Source organism: Flavobacterium sp. KACC 22758 (assembly GCF_028736135.1).
Lineage (GTDB): Bacteria > Bacteroidota > Bacteroidia > Flavobacteriales > Flavobacteriaceae > Flavobacterium > Flavobacterium johnsoniae.
The window spans coordinates 5411136-5426418 of the sequence record NZ_CP117878.1 but is presented as its reverse complement, the minus strand read 5'-3'; the positions used below and the strand labels follow the sequence as shown (position 1 = coordinate 5426418).

General features: G+C 33.6%; 10 protein-coding genes. 6 read left to right on the top strand and 4 right to left on the bottom strand.

Going from position 1 to position 15283, the window contains the following annotated elements:
- Positions 1-6: 6 nt before the first annotated feature.
- From radA to panC, 4 genes are all read right to left on the bottom strand, one after another.
- Positions 7-1368 (bottom strand): DNA repair protein RadA, encoded by a 1362-nt coding sequence (gene radA / locus PQ462_RS23105; RefSeq protein ID WP_274251759.1) that lies wholly within the window; start codon positions 1366-1368, stop codon positions 7-9.
- Complete coding sequence (locus tag PQ462_RS23100) at positions 1368-2522, bottom strand: alpha/beta hydrolase (protein WP_149205965.1); 1155 nt, start codon at positions 2520-2522, stop codon at positions 1368-1370. Before PQ462_RS23100 ends, radA begins: the two co-directional genes overlap by 1 nt.
- 197 nt (positions 2523-2719) lie before the next feature.
- Positions 2720-3070, bottom strand: a complete 351-nt coding sequence (gene panD / locus PQ462_RS23095) for an aspartate 1-decarboxylase (RefSeq protein ID WP_274251758.1) — start codon at positions 3068-3070, stop codon at positions 2720-2722.
- A gap of 14 nt (positions 3071-3084) precedes the next feature.
- Entirely contained in the window at positions 3085-3963 is an 879-nt protein-coding gene (gene panC, locus PQ462_RS23090; protein ID WP_274251757.1) for a pantoate--beta-alanine ligase, read from the bottom strand.
- Between the two features lie 78 nt (positions 3964-4041).
- Between panC and PQ462_RS23085 the strand changes: the two genes are divergently transcribed.
- The 6 genes from PQ462_RS23085 to PQ462_RS23060 all read left to right on the top strand — a co-directional run bounded on the left by PQ462_RS23085 (position 4042) and on the right by PQ462_RS23060 (position 15272).
- Positions 4042-4848: a glycogen/starch synthase gene (locus PQ462_RS23085; RefSeq protein WP_274251756.1), complete on the top strand. Its 807-nt coding sequence runs from the start codon at positions 4042-4044 to the stop codon at positions 4846-4848.
- A gap of 22 nt (positions 4849-4870) precedes the next feature.
- Positions 4871-6487, top strand: a complete 1617-nt coding sequence (locus PQ462_RS23080; RefSeq protein ID WP_274251755.1) for a DUF4270 domain-containing protein — start codon at positions 4871-4873, stop codon at positions 6485-6487.
- A 9-nt stretch (positions 6488-6496) separates the two neighbouring features.
- Positions 6497-8347, top strand: coding sequence for a glutamine--fructose-6-phosphate transaminase (isomerizing) (gene glmS, locus PQ462_RS23075; RefSeq protein ID WP_073410147.1), 1851 nt, complete (start codon positions 6497-6499; stop codon positions 8345-8347).
- A 105-nt stretch (positions 8348-8452) separates the two neighbouring features.
- Positions 8453-8932, top strand: coding sequence for a T9SS type A sorting domain-containing protein (locus tag PQ462_RS23070; RefSeq protein ID WP_274251754.1), 480 nt, complete (start codon positions 8453-8455; stop codon positions 8930-8932).
- Between the two features lie 5 nt (positions 8933-8937).
- Complete coding sequence (locus PQ462_RS23065) at positions 8938-13122, top strand: FG-GAP-like repeat-containing protein (RefSeq protein WP_274251753.1); 4185 nt, start codon at positions 8938-8940, stop codon at positions 13120-13122.
- Positions 13119-15272, top strand: coding sequence for an RHS repeat domain-containing protein (locus PQ462_RS23060; protein WP_274251752.1), 2154 nt, complete (start codon positions 13119-13121; stop codon positions 15270-15272). The genes PQ462_RS23065 and PQ462_RS23060 overlap by 4 nt, the downstream gene beginning before the upstream one ends.
- The last annotated feature ends 11 nt before the right edge of the window (positions 15273-15283 follow it).

The window sequence follows — 15283 nt, the reverse complement described above, 5'->3', positions numbered from 1 at the left end:
CAGAGATCAACCAAAAAGGATACTGGCAACATCTTCAATTTTTGCTACAAGTTCAATTTTGATTCCTGTATTTTTTAAAGCAATTTTATTGTATTTAGAAACAAATATCGTGTCGAAGCCTAATTTTTCGGCTTCCTGAATACGCTGGTCTACACGGTTTATAGGACGAATTTCTCCAGAAAGTCCGACTTCACCGGCAAAACAAAAACCTTTTCCAACAGGAATATCTTCGTTTGATGATAAAATTGCTGCAACAACTGCAAGATCAATCGCAGGATCATCTACAGAAATTCCTCCGGTTACGTTCAGGAAAACGTCTTTAGCTCCAAGGCGGAATCCGGCTCTTTTTTCTAAAACAGCCAAAATCATATTTAATCTTTTAGCATTGTAACCTGTTGTGCTTCTTTGCGGAGTTCCATAAACAGCTGTACTTACCAAAGACTGAATTTCGATCATCAGCGGGCGCATTCCCTCAAGAGTTGTGGCAATTGCAGTTCCTGATAATTCTTCGTCTTTGTGTGAAATTAGTATTTCTGACGGATTGCTGACTTCGCGCAAACCGCTTCCAAGCATTTCATAAATTCCCAGTTCTGAGGTTGAACCAAAGCGATTTTTCAGCGAACGCAGAATTCGGTAAATATGGTTTCTGTCGCCTTCAAACTGAAGAACGGTGTCTACCATGTGTTCCAGAATTTTTGGTCCGGCAATATTTCCGTCTTTAGTAATATGACCAATTAAAATAACCGGAATATTGGTTTCTTTGGCAAATTTGATTAATTCGGCAGTTGTTTCTCTAATTTGAGAAATACTGCCGGCTGTAGATTCAATATAATCTGTATGTAAAGTCTGAATCGAATCGATGATTACAATTTCAGGCTGAATGGCTTCAATTTGTTTAAAAATGTTTTGCGTTTTGGTTTCCGTTAAAATATAGCAGTTATCGCTGTTTGGCGTTATTCTTTCGGCACGCATTTTTATTTGTTTCTGGCTTTCTTCGCCAGAAACAAATAAGGTTTTATAAGGTAATTTTAATGAGATTTGAAGTAAAAGTGTACTTTTTCCAATTCCTGGTTCGCCGCCTAAAAGTGTTAAAGATCCCGGAACAATTCCGCCTCCCAAAACACGATTCAATTCGCCGTCGGTAGTATCCATGCGAATTTCCTGCGCCGAATCAATTTCGGTTATTTTTAAAGGTCTTGGCGCTTTACTTGATGAAGTCGGTTCGCTTTTCCAGGCTACTTTTTCCTGTTTCTGGATTATTTCTTCAGCAATTGTGTTCCATTCCTTGCACGCGTTGCACTGCCCCTGCCATTTAGAATATTGGGTGCCGCAATTTTGGCAAAAAAAGGAAGTTTTAACTTTTGACATTATTTACTTTTTTTAGCAAGCGTATTCATTTCGTCGATTTTCTCATACATCAAATCTTTGTTTAAATCTCCAATTGGCTCCATTTGAGAAGCATTCTGGTATTTTTTAGATGCATGTTTTGGATCGCCCATTTTTTCGTACATTAATCCTAGTTCATATTCGCCTAACATGGCTTTTGGATAATTTACATTTCCAATTTCGGCCATCTTTCCTAATTCGTCGTAAGCATTTTTCTTTAAAATAATGTTTTCAATTACTTTAAAATCACTCATTCTAACAGGAATCTGAACTCCTAAGATTTCAGACATGATATTGTATTTTTTCTCCAGATAATCTGCATAACCCGTTTCAAGAACCGCAATTTTATTGTTGTATTCGGCTGAGTTTATAGGTCTGTAAGCTTCAAATATCTGATATAATGCGTTTGGAATTGAATGTAAAACTTCTGTATAATGCGTTGCGCCTTTGAATACATCGTATTTATAATTCACTAACGAATTATTTGCAATTTTAATATTACTGTCTAATTTTTCTATCGGCTCTTTGATTTTTTTGATGTCTCCTTCGCCTGCAGAAAGATAATAGAAAATTGGTTTTTGTATTTTGGCAAATTTTTCAGCTATTCTAACTTCCATTTTTGGGGCAAGTTCCGGGCTAAAACAGATGTATGCACTAAAAAGCGGGTTTTCTTTGTATAAATAAAAATTAGCAAAACTTGCTGTTACATCGTGGCCCGCAATTATTCTGAAAGGCGATGTGCGATATTTTTTTTCAATATATGGAACTAATTCAGCTCCTATGAATTCGAAAAATTTTGCTCCTTTTTCGAATGGTAAACCTGTATTTTGATCTATTGTTGTGTCGTCATAACGTTCTTCATCTTTATTTTGATGAATTCCTATGATGATCATTTCCGGGATATCATCCCAATAAGAACCATAACTTACGGCTCCAGAAAAAGGATCAAACAAATAATCTCCATCTAATAAATATAAAACCGGATATTTTTTGTCTGGTTTAGCTTCATAAGAAGCAGGAAGCCCAATGGTAATTCTTCTTTCTTCTCCTAGTTTTTCAGATTGAATATTGTCAAATTTTTTCTGAGCAAAAACAGAAGCAGAAATTAAGGTAATCAGCAGGTAAACTTTTTTCATGATTTGTGGCATTTCAGTGAATTAAAAAGTATTGGAAATAGAGGGCAATATAATACTTTATTTGCTTTTTTGATATTGGGAGTTTTAAAAAAGCAATGAATTCTTACGCAAATATATTTCGATTAGAGCAAAAGAATATTTGTTTGTGCAAAATAGTTTTGACAAAGCAGGTAATCTAAAAATGTTTAGGGTGAAATCTAGGTTAACGAATTATCGTTTTCATTTGGGAAAATGATCCATGGTTTGAAGGTTTTAGCTTCTTCAAAATCAACGGTTGCATACGAAATGATAATAATAATGTCGTCTTTTTGAACCTTTCTGGCAGCAGGACCGTTCAGTGTAATTTCGCCTGAATTTTTTTCTCCTTTTATGGCGTAAGTTTCAAAACGTTCTCCATTATTAATGTTAACAATAGATACTTTTTCGCCTTCAATAATGTTTGAGGCTTCCAGTAAAGTTTCATCAATAGTAATACTGCCAATATAATTTAAATCAGCTCCAGTAACTTTTACTCGATGAATTTTTGATTTTATAACTTGAATTTGCATGCAGCAAAGGTAATTTAATTTAATGAAATGGTGTCAATCAGTCTTATAGAATTAACAAATACCGCTATAAACGCACGGTACTTTTTGTCTTTAATTTTATGATCGATGGATAATAATGTAGATTCGTCAGCAATTACGAAATATTCCAGCTCAAATCTTTTATTGTCTTTAAAAGCATCTTCTACAAACTGAATTGTTTCGGCAGGCGTACTATTTTGGAATATTTCCTTGGCTTCGGTCAAAGTTTTGTAAATAATTGCAGCTTCTTTTCTTTCTTCGGAAGTCAAACGTTCGTTACGAGAACTCATCGCTAAAAGATTGTCTTCTCTAAAAATAGGACAGCCTACAATGTTGACTGGTAAATTATTTTTTTCGACTAGTTTTTTAACAATTTGAAGCTGCTGAAAATCTTTTTCGCCAAAATAAGCATTGGTTGGAGTAACAATTTCGAATAAGCGTTTTACAATAGTTCCAACTCCGTTAAAATGTCCTGGACGGAATTTTCCTTCCATCTGATTTTCTAATCCATCAAAGTCAAATGATTGAGAAACGGTCTGTCCTTCATAAATATCTTCAACAGAAGGAGCGTATAAAATTATTTTGTCACTTAATCCTCTCATTTTCTTTACATCTTCTTCAAGAGTTCGAGGATATTTTTCAAGATCTTCAGGGTTGTTAAACTGTGTTGGATTGACAAAAATACTTACAACAGTGTCGTCATTTTCTTTTAGTGAACGCTGCATTAAAGCCAGATGCCCTTGGTGTAAAGCTCCCATAGTGGGTACAAATCCGATAGTTGAATTTGCGGTTTTGATAGTTTTTAAATAGGCTATCAGAGCTACTTTACCGTAGAAAATATGCATGGCGGTATTATTAAAATTTAGTGCAAACATAATATATTAGTTATAAACTGCATAAAATTTTGTAATTTTGCGACGTTTTTATTACCAAAAATTAAGTAAAATACTATTATGAAAGATAAGAGGATATTATACGTATCATCTGAAGTCGTGCCGTATCTGGCTGAAAATGAGGTTTCTTTAATGTCTTACGACGTTCCTAAAATGATTAATGATCAAGGAGGTCAGATAAGAATTTTCATGCCAAGATATGGGAATATCAATGAAAGAAGACATCAATTACATGAAGTGATCAGACTTTCAGGGATGAATTTGGTAGTGAATGATTTAGATATGCCATTGATTATCAAAGTTGCTTCAATCCCAAAAGAAAGAATTCAGGTTTATTTTATTGACAACGATGAGTATTTTAAACGCAAGGCAACTTTTGCAGATGAAGAAGGTGCTTTGTATCCGGATAACGATGAACGCGCTATATTTTTTGCAAAGGGAGTTGTTGAAACCGTAAAAAAATTAAACTGGGTTCCGGATATTATTCACGTTCATGGATGGCTTGCTGCAATGCTGCCAATTTATATGAAGCATTATTATAAAAATGAGGCTTTGTTCAATGATACTAAAATTATCACTTCGGTTTACGGTCAGTCTTTTGATGAAAATTTAGACATGGAGATGATCAATAAGGTTAAATTTGATGGTGTTCCGCACGAGTCAATTTCTGATCTTGAAACACCAAACTACGAAAATATTTTAAAAGCCAGCATATTGCATTCAGACGGTGTTGTTATAGCATCGCCAAATCTTTCCCCAAGTTTAACAAAATTTATAGAATCTTCAGGAAAACCTTTTTTACCTTTCGCCACGAAAGATGCATTCGCTGAAGCGTATACAAATTTCTACAGAACGTTTGGTCTTTAAAATTTAATTTTGATTATTTAATATGTACAATACTTCTTTTATTAAGAAAATTCTATTAGCAGCAACTGCTGTTTTTCTCTATTCATGCGATAAAGATTTTAATGCGATTGGCGGTGATTTAATTGGTGATGATCATTTTGGACTTGAGTCTGAAAAATATGATGTTTTGTCTTATAATCAAGAAGTTACTTCAGTGCAGTCAAATGTGCTGCCAACAAGTGCTTTAGGAATTTATAGTAATCCTGTTTTTGGAGAAACAACAGCTAACTATGTAACACAAGTTGCGCTTGTAGCTTATGCACCAAGTATTGGAGAAGATCCTGTTATAGAAAGTGCAGTATTAAGTATTCCTTATTTCAGCCACGTAACGGTAAGTAATACTGATGGAAGCCATACTTATGAATTAGATTCTATTTACGGTCCTGCAAACGGAAAGTTAAAGTTAAGTGTTTATGAGTCAGGATATCAGATGAGAAGTTCTTTTCCAAGTAATGGTACAGAACTGCCTCAATATTATTATACTTCGCAAAATTCTACTTTTGATCAGGCTAAAGTTGGTGCACGTTTAAATGATGATTTAACTAAGCCGTTTCAAAATGACCAGTTCTTTTTTAGTTCTGAAGAATATAAAACCGTAACTAAAGATAGTAACGATAAAGAAACGACTACTTATACAGCTCCAGAAATGCGTTTGAATTTAAATAGCGCTTTTTTTCAGGACAAAATCTTAAAAGCACCTGCGTCTAAAATAGCAAGTACTGATGTTTTTCAGGAATACTTTAGAGGATTGTATTTTAAAGTTGAAAAAGCTGATGGCAGTCCAAGTAATATGGCTTTGATGGATTTTTCGAAAGGAAAAATTACAATTACTTACAAAGCAAAAACAGATATTACAACTGACGCTCCCGAAACTACAGAAGAACGAACAATAGTAATCAATTTGGTAAATCCAACAAGTTCAGGAGGCACTGCAAATCTACTGCAAGATGCTAAAAGTACCGGTTATTCAGGTGCTATAAGTTCATCAAATGTAAATAAAACAGAAGGCGATGAAAGGTTGTATATAAAAGGCGGCCAGGGATCTGCAGCGGTTATTAAACTTAATGATTTTGCTTCTAAACTTGATGATATCAGAGCTAAAAACTGGAAAGTTAACGAGGCTAACCTGATTTTTAATATAGACTCTGATTTGATGACAGGAGCTGATGAACCTAAAAGAGTTTATTTATACGATTTAACTAATAATGTACCTTTGGCCGATTATTATGCAGATCAAACTACTAGTTTAACTGTGGGTGATACTAAAGGGGCTAAATACGTTTTTGGAGGATTGATCAATCTTGGAGATAACAAGAGAGGTAAAACGTATAAAATAAGAATTACAGAATATATTAGAAATCTGATAAAAGATAAAACAGCCAAAAATGTCAATTTAGGATTGGTTGTTACAGAAAGTATTGGTATTACGACTTCTAATTTTCTGGAAAATAGAATTGTACTTCAGCCAAACGAGTACTTTTCGCAAGTACCAAGAGCATCAATCATGAATCCGCTGGGTACAATTTTGTATGGCGGTAAAGCTTCTGTCCCAGAAGATAAAAGATTAAGGCTTGAGGTTTACTACACGAAACCAAATTAATAAATATATATGTGTGGAATTGTTGGATATATCGGTCACCGAGAGGCTTATCCTATTGTAATAAAAGGATTAAAGCGTCTTGAGTACAGAGGGTATGATAGTGCCGGCGTTATGTTGTACGATGACGAATCGGGCATAAAAGTTTGTAAAACAAAAGGAAAAGTTTTAGATCTTGAAGCTAAGGCACAAGAAGGATTTACCATAAACGGAAATATTGGAATTGGACATACCCGCTGGGCAACCCACGGAGTACCAAATGATGTGAACTCCCATCCGCATCTTTCAAATTCTGGAGATTTGGTAATTATTCACAACGGAATTATAGAAAATTATGCACCGCTGAAAGAAGAGTTAATTAAACGCGGTTACACTTTTAAATCTGATACAGATACTGAGGTTTTGGTAAACCTGATTGAAGAAGTTCAGAAAAAAGAAAACATAAAACTTGGTAAAGCTGTTCAGATCGCTTTAAATCAGGTTGTAGGAGCGTATGCAATTGCTGTTTTTGACAAAAAAAATCCAAATGAAATTGTTGCGGCACGATTAGGAAGTCCGTTGGCAATTGGAGTAGGTGAAGGTGAGTACTTCATTGCTTCTGATGCATCTCCGTTTATTGAATATACTTCGAATGCAGTATATTTAGAAGATGGTGAAATGGCAAACATTAGATTGCACAAACCTCTTAAAATTAGAAAAATTAAAGATGACTCTTTAGTTGATCCTTATATTCAGGAACTTCAATTGAATTTGGAGCAGATTGAAAAAGGAGGTTATGATCATTTCATGCTAAAAGAAATTTACGAGCAGCCTAGCGTTATTAAAGATACATACAGAGGAAGACTTCATCCAAATGAAGGAATTGTTCAAATGGCAGGTGTAGAAGATAATCTTGAAAAATTCTTAAACGCAAAACGTATTTTGATTGTTGCTTGTGGAACTTCGTGGCATGCTGGTTTAGTTGCTGAGTATATCTTTGAAGAGTTTACACGTATTCCTGTTGAAGTAGAATATGCGTCTGAGTTTAGATACAGAAATCCTATCATTAATAAAGATGATGTGGTAATTGCAATTTCTCAATCTGGAGAAACGGCAGATACTATGGCGGCTATTAAATTAGCTAAAGAAAACGGTGCTTTTGTATTTGGAGTTTGTAATGTTGTAGGTTCGTCTATTTCAAGAGAAAGTCATGCAGGTGCTTATACACACGCTGGCCCTGAAATTGGGGTAGCTTCTACAAAAGCGTTTACTACTCAAATCACCGTTTTAACCATGATTGCTTTGAGATTAGGAAAAGCAAAAGGAACTTTGTCAAGCCCTGATTTCCATGCTTATTTACAAGAATTAGAATTAATTCCTGAAAAAGTATTAGAGGCTTTAGAAACTAACGACAGAGCAAAAGAAATTGCAGCTAAATTTAAAGATGCGCCTAACTGTCTTTATTTAGGTAGAGGGTATAACTTCCCGGTAGCATTAGAAGGAGCATTAAAACTTAAAGAGATCTCTTATATTCATGCAGAAGGTTATCCGGCTGCAGAAATGAAACACGGACCAATTGCTTTAATTGATGAGCAAATGCCGGTTATTGTAATTGCACCAAAACAAGGTCATTATGATAAAATTGTAAGTAACATTCAGGAAATTAAATCACGAAGCGGTAAAATTATCGCTGTTGTTACTAAAGGAGATATTCAGGTTCGTGAATTGGCAGATTATGTAATTGAAATTCCAGAAACTTCAGATGCATTGTCTCCGCTTATTACTACAATTCCGTTACAATTGCTGTCTTACTATATTGCAGTTATGAGAGGTTGTAATGTAGATCAGCCTCGTAACTTAGCAAAATCAGTTACGGTAGAATAGATTTTAAAATATCATTAGTGTTAAAAAAGCGAGATTTAGGTCTCGCTTTTTTTTTGTCCTTTTGTTAAAATTCACATAAAATTTGTAAGAATATAATTATTTTATATGTTTGTAGGAAATATATTAAGTTTTTATGTTATGCAAAGATTTTTACTCCTTGTTTTTCTTCATTATTCTTTTTTTTCAATCGCTCAAACTAAACTCAACTTTGGCTACGATCAAGCAGGAAATCAGATTACGAGAACATTATGTATTAATTGTTTGGGCAAATCTGTAAAAGAAATTGTAGAACCAGAAGCTTTAACCGAAAATGATTTAGAAAAATTCTCTTCAGAAGATATTATTTCCTACTATCCAAATCCAGTAAGAGAAGAATTGTATTTACAGTGGGAGTTGGGAAATGATAATTATGTGACTTCAGTACATGTTTATTCTATGACAGGCCAAGTGTTGCGAACTTTCCAGATTGGTGATAGTGCAAATAATTTGAACATTCCTTTTCAACAATATCCTACCGGGGTTTATCTGGTTTTGCTTTCTTATAAAGACGGTGGCGAAAAGTCTATTAAAATTATTAAAAAGTAGTTCGTATGAAGAAGTTTTATATTAGCCTATTGTTTTTATTAGTTGGTTTATTTGGTTTTGGACAATCAACAGAAGTGGGGGTAACAGAGGGGGAATTATCAGTTTCACTAAATGGAAATGCTAATTATACAATCCCAATCTTAGTTCCCAAAGGTATTAATAACGTTGAACCGCAAATAAATTTAATATACAACAGTCAAAATGGACTAAGCGGAAATGCCGCAAGAGGTTGGGATATTTCAGGAGTTTCTTCTATTAGTAGAATTCCCGCTACGAAATTTCACGATGAAATTATAGACCCAGTAGATTTTAATGCTTTAGATAGGTTTGCCTTAGATGGGCAAAGATTAATCGTAAAAAATGGTACAACAGGAATCTATGGAGCAGATAGAACGATTTACGAAACTGAATATTTTTCAAATATTAAAATTACTTCTTACGGAGTTTCTCCTTTTGGTGCAAATTTTGGTCCGGCCTATTTTTTGGTAGAATATCCAGATGGATCTAAAGCTTATTATGGGAATTCATCTGACTCTAGATCAATTATGGAATGGTCAATTCTTTATTTTGAGAATGCTCAAGGAGTTCGAATCAGCTATAATTATATACTACTGAATAATACATTATACGTTGATTCAATCAAGTTTGGTGCTTCCGGTGCCAATACTCAACCTAACGAAGTAAAATTTATTTATGAAGATAGAGGTGTTTTTGAGAATTTTTATGTTGGCGGACAAAATGTTATAAGAAGTAAGAGACTGAAAGAAATAAAAGTATTTACTAATGGCATTGGTTTTAGAAATTATAGTTTTTCTTATAAAGTAGTAGATCGTATTGATAAAATTACTGAAATTAGTGGGGATGGAACAAAGACTTATAATCCAACAGTTTTTGATTATGAAATGACTTCTGAAGAAATAAAATATCTTGATATGAGTACTGAACTTGATATTGGAAATATAAAATCTCTAAATGTAAGTGCAGTTTCTGGAGATTTTGACGCTGACGGAAAAATGGATTGTTTAGTTTATCCAACATTAGGCAGTGAAGCTAAAACAAAGTATTGGTTATATGCAGGTATTGAATCCGGAATTAATTTTAAATTAGAACATAATGTAGGTGCCTTTGATGATATTTTTTCTGCTACATTTTTAAGTTCAGATAATAAGATTTTGCCACAAGGATGGGTTGTTGCAAAAAATACAAATGCGGATTATACTTTTACAGTGTATGGAATGATAAATATGCTTGGCAATGTTAATATACAGCAACAATATGAAAGGGTTGTAACTTTTCCTAAAAATGCAATTACTAATGATTGTCGTTTATGTAGTATTTCTTATAATCCGCCTAGAATTTTTCCGAAAAAAATTATTTCGGGAGATTTTAATGGTGATGGATTAACGGATGTTTTAGCTATTGATATGCCTATTGAAACTGCTAAAGAATGTAAAAAGATAGATTTTGTTAGATGTGAGCCTGTAAATGATATTATATCGTCTAGAAAGATTTATTTTGTTGATTTAAAAAGAGATAATACAACTAATTACTTTTCTCTTTCTGGTGAGCTGGTAGTTGGCTTATCAGAAACCTGTAGAGTAGAAGTTGGAGATTTCAATGGAGATGGTAAATCTGATTTATTTGTTTTTGATAGAGGCTATTTAACCATATATTCATTAGACATAGAAAATAAAATTATAGTTTTATATAGAAGTTCTTCTTACGATAATGTTATTTCAAATACTCCAAGCAACACAACTAATTTTCCTATTTTGATTGGAGACTACAATGGAGACGGTAAATCTGATGTCATGATTCCAAAATCGTATGGTTCATCACAATGGTACAAATATACATCTACGGGTAATTCCATGATAAAAGAAGAGAAATCTTATCTGCCAGTTTTTAATAAAAATGATTCCAGCACTACTTACAATTATTTTGCAGTAGACCATAATAATGATGGGAAATCAGATCTAATAAAAACATTAAACTATGTTCAAAATAATAGTGGATATATTACAGTTTTATCATATGCAAACATTAATGGTGATTTTACTACTGAAAAATACGCATCAACCAGCGCGAGATCAGATATTAATATTTATGCGCTTCCGGTATACCTGCCTCAATCCTTAAATAACGCAAACAAATTAGGAAACAAAATCAATTCAACATTAGAGATTGCTTTTTTTAATCTCAATAAGATTCACTTTTTTAATTCGGGTTACGATTACAAAAAGCAAAGTTTAATAACCAGCATAACAAATGCCAATGGTGTTAGAGATATTATTACTTATATTCCACTAGATTCTCAATTTAATAATACTTATCAAAATACTACAATATATAAGTCTAGTAAAGCAATTGCAAATTATCCTAATATAGATGTTACTATTGATCCAAATTTATATGTGGTTTCTAAATTAGAGAAACAAAATAAAGATCAATATAAGAAAAAAATGTTTGCTTATTATGGGGCTGTATCTAATGTGGAAGGACTTGGATTTATGGGATTTCGTTCAGTCACACAAACAGATTGGTTTAATGACAATACACCAATGTTCTCAAATATTGTGAAAAACGATATTGATTTAAGAGGAGCAAATGTTGAGAATTATTATGTTCAGGGATTTAGAGAGCCTTTAATAACTATTCCTGTCGTCCAGACGCCAAAAACTATTGTTAAAGGTCAAAGTGCAGATTACACAGTCACACAATCAGATAATTTAGTAGCAACAGAAAGTATTGTCTTAAAACCAAATACACATATAAAAGCAGGAAGTACATTTTCTGCAAAAATAAATCAAGGAGCCAATGATTCTCCAAATACACCTACAGATTATATAACAAAATCCGTTTTGACTTATCAAAACAATCTTTTGGCTAATAAGGTTTTTAAATTGACTAATACAAGCACAAAACAATTTAATACTCTAACGAATGCCAATAGCGAGGAAAACACAGAATATGATGCATACAATAATCCAATAAAATCTACTGCTGTTATAAAGGAAGGTGCTTCAACAGTGCAGACAACCGTCTCAAATGTTGCCTATTACAATAATGCTGCATCATCGCCTTATATAATTGGACGACCATCAAATAAATCAGAAACAATTTCAATTGCAGGAAGCACAATGAGCTCAGAAGAAATATATGATTATAATACTAATGGACTTCTTAACCAGGTTAAAAGAAAAGGGACCAATACCAATTATATTACTGAGAATAACAATTATGATAGTTTTGGAAATATTATAAATAAAAAAATATCGGCTGTTGGCCTTACACCAAGAGAAACAACTTATAGTTATGATGTTTCAGGTAGATTTTTGACAAAAATTACGGATTCAGAAAAGTTTGCAACGCAATTTGAATACAATACTAATGGAACATTAAAATCTGAAACCAACCCGTACAATCTTACTACATCTTATACCTACGATTCATGGTTTAAAAGATTAACAGTAAAGAATGAAAAACTAAATAAAACAATGAGCTATAAGTATACTAGAAATGCAGAAAACACAATTGTTTCTGTCACTACAGATGCATTGGACGGAAGTGCAACAGAGGAAACATTTGATGATCTAGGCAGAAAAATTAAAACATCGCAAAAAGACTTAAATGGCAATTTTTCGTCTGTATCTTTTATGTATGATATTTTCGATAGAAATTATAAAACAAGCGAGCCTTATTTTGGATCGAATGCGTCTCAATGGAACGAAACTAAATTTGATATTTACAGCAGACCAGAACTAAGCAAGTCATTTACTTCAAGAACAATTACAGCTTTGTACAGTGGATTGACATCAACAATTGTTGATGGACAGAAAACAAAAAGCTTTACCAAAAATGCTATTGGAAACCTGATTTCGACTGCAGAAACAACTGGCGGAACAATTAAGTATGATTATTATGCAAACGGAAATCTAAAACAGACCGATTATAACGGAGTAAAAATTACTATTGAACAAGACGGCTGGGGACGCAAAACAAGTATGACAGATCCATCGGCAGGCGTATATACGTATAAAAACAATGATTTTGGGGAGCTGGAAGTAGAAACTAGTAAAAATGGAGAAGTCGTGACCACGATAACTCGTGACGAAATGGTAAGCCAATCAAAAAAACGGTTACGGGTTCTGGAACAGATACCCAAACAGTTTACGAATATAATTCGTTGACTAAACTGCTTTCTAAAACTACTTTTACAGATAAAAAACAGCCTGCAGGAACCAATAAGATTATCACAACCTTTACTTACGACGATGTTTTTAAAAGGCTTCTAAAAATAGAAGAGGACAAAACAGGAGTTACGAAGTTTACAACCGCATTTTCTTATGACGAATTAGGAAGAATAAGCACCGAAACCAAAGAGGCACAATTAGGTTCTAAAAGAAGTACAGTAGCCATAAAGAGTGAATATAAAAATGGGACATTGTACCAAATTGTAGATAATAATACCAAAAAAGTGCTTTGGCAAACCATCACATTAACCGCAAAAGGACAAATTAAAGAAAGTGTATTAGGCAATGGTATAATAAATACCAACGAGTATGATACTAATGGTTATATAGAAAAAATTAAATACGATAAGGCAAACAATCAAGGAAATGTCTTGACATTGAATACTAAATTCGATTTTAAGACAGACAATTTAGAGAATCGTACCAATAGTATATTTAATAATTATACCGAAAAATTTAAATATGATGAATTGGACCGACTTGTGGAATTTACCAATAAATTGGGTACTCAAGAAACACAAAATTATGAGTCTTCTGGTAAAATAAAAAGTAATTCTTTAGGAACTTATGAATACGGAACTTCAACAAAACCGTATCAAAATACGTCTATCGCTCTTACACCAGAAGCGTATAACTATTATGCCAATAGAGAAGGCAGTTTTAAAGATGGCGCACAAAGCTCAGAAAGGAAATTAGATGTTACCTATAACGCTTTTAAAAGCCCGCTGCAAATTACAGAAAGCACTATAGATAAAATAAGTTTTACTTATAATGAGAATAACCAGCGCAGTACCATGTACTACGGAAGCATGGAAGAGGAAGCGCTAAGACCTTTGCGTAAACATTATGCCGCAGATGGCACCATGGAGATTAAAGAAAATGTAAAAACAGGTGTTGCTGATTTTGTTACCTACATAGGCGGCGATGGCTATACCGCGCCAGTAGCGCTAAAAAGTAATGGAGTTAGTACTGCAGATTATTTATATTTACATCGCGATTATCAGGGGACTATTTTGGTTGTTACAGATGCTAATGCCAACGTTGTAGAAAAACGTTTGTTTGATGCTTGGGGCGCTATTATTAAAGTGGAAAATGGAGCAGGAACTGCGCTTTCGGGATTAACAATTTTAGATCGCGGTTATACAGGTCATGAACATCTGCAAAGTGTAGGATTGATTAATATGAATGCTCGTTTGTACGACCCAATGCTGCACAGATTCTTACAGACAGACAATTATATACAAGATATAACCAATACCCAAAACTTCAATCAGTATGGTTATGTGTATAATAATCCATTGTTGTATATAGATCCGAGTGGTAATGTGTCTCAAGGTGGAGGAAAAGATTGTATAGATTGTGGTCTAACAGATAGCCAGCAAACCTGGATAGGAAATGGCATTAAGACCATTGCAGACAATTGGGATAATTGGGGTATTAAGGATTGGGCTAAAAAGAATCTCAATATTAAAAACTGGGACAAGAGTATAAGTAAATGGTTTGGAGGAGGCAGAAGTTCGGGACCTCCGCCGAATATGAGTAGTTATGTGAGTTTGAACAACGCTAGTTTGACTGGGGTTTATCCAGGAACTAACTATTCAAATACAAAATATAATATTACAAGTGACTACTCTATCTATCTAAGACCTATTGATTTTGAGAAAGTCACTGTAAAAACTAATGAAATAGCAACATCAACTGCAATAATTACAGCGGGTCTTGAAGCAGCCGGAAGAGCAGCTCCCTATATGAATGGAATAGGGAAATACGCAGGTAATGTGTCAACTATTGCGCAAGTTGTTGATCATTCTTATAAATTTAGTAAAGATGAAAAAGATGGAGGAATTTCTGGCGGAAGATATAGCTATAGGATGACGGGTACATTTGCATCATGGGGTGTAGGAACTGCAATTTCATCATGGGGAGTTGGAGGTTCTTTTGCTGGACCTTATGGCGTTTTGGGAGGAATTGTTGTTGGTGCAGGTTTTCAAGCGATAGAATATTCATATGATATAATTGCTCCACAAATACAAAGAAGTTATAATCATTTCTTTAACGCCTTGAATAGTGGTAGCTTTGTTAGATAAATTAAAATAGT

What these genes read in the sequence shown, in the direction of transcription:
- radA (WP_274251759.1), bottom strand. Translation starts at nt 1,368, where the DNA reads ATGTCAAAAGTTAAAACTTCCTTTTTTTGCCAAAATTGCGGCACCCAA.
- PQ462_RS23100 (WP_149205965.1), bottom strand. Translation starts at nt 2,522, where the DNA reads ATGAAAAAAGTTTACCTGCTGATTACCTTAATTTCTGCTTCTGTTTTT.
- panD (WP_274251758.1), bottom strand. Translation starts at nt 3,070, where the DNA reads ATGCAAATTCAAGTTATAAAATCAAAAATTCATCGAGTAAAAGTTACT.
- panC (WP_274251757.1), bottom strand. Translation starts at nt 3,963, where the DNA reads ATGTTTGCACTAAATTTTAATAATACCGCCATGCATATTTTCTACGGT.
- PQ462_RS23085 (WP_274251756.1), top strand. Translation starts at nt 4,042, where the DNA reads ATGAAAGATAAGAGGATATTATACGTATCATCTGAAGTCGTGCCGTAT.
- PQ462_RS23080 (WP_274251755.1), top strand. Translation starts at nt 4,871, where the DNA reads ATGTACAATACTTCTTTTATTAAGAAAATTCTATTAGCAGCAACTGCT.
- glmS (WP_073410147.1), top strand. Translation starts at nt 6,497, where the DNA reads ATGTGTGGAATTGTTGGATATATCGGTCACCGAGAGGCTTATCCTATT.
- PQ462_RS23070 (WP_274251754.1), top strand. Translation starts at nt 8,453, where the DNA reads ATGTTTGTAGGAAATATATTAAGTTTTTATGTTATGCAAAGATTTTTA.
- PQ462_RS23065 (WP_274251753.1), top strand. Translation starts at nt 8,938, where the DNA reads ATGAAGAAGTTTTATATTAGCCTATTGTTTTTATTAGTTGGTTTATTT.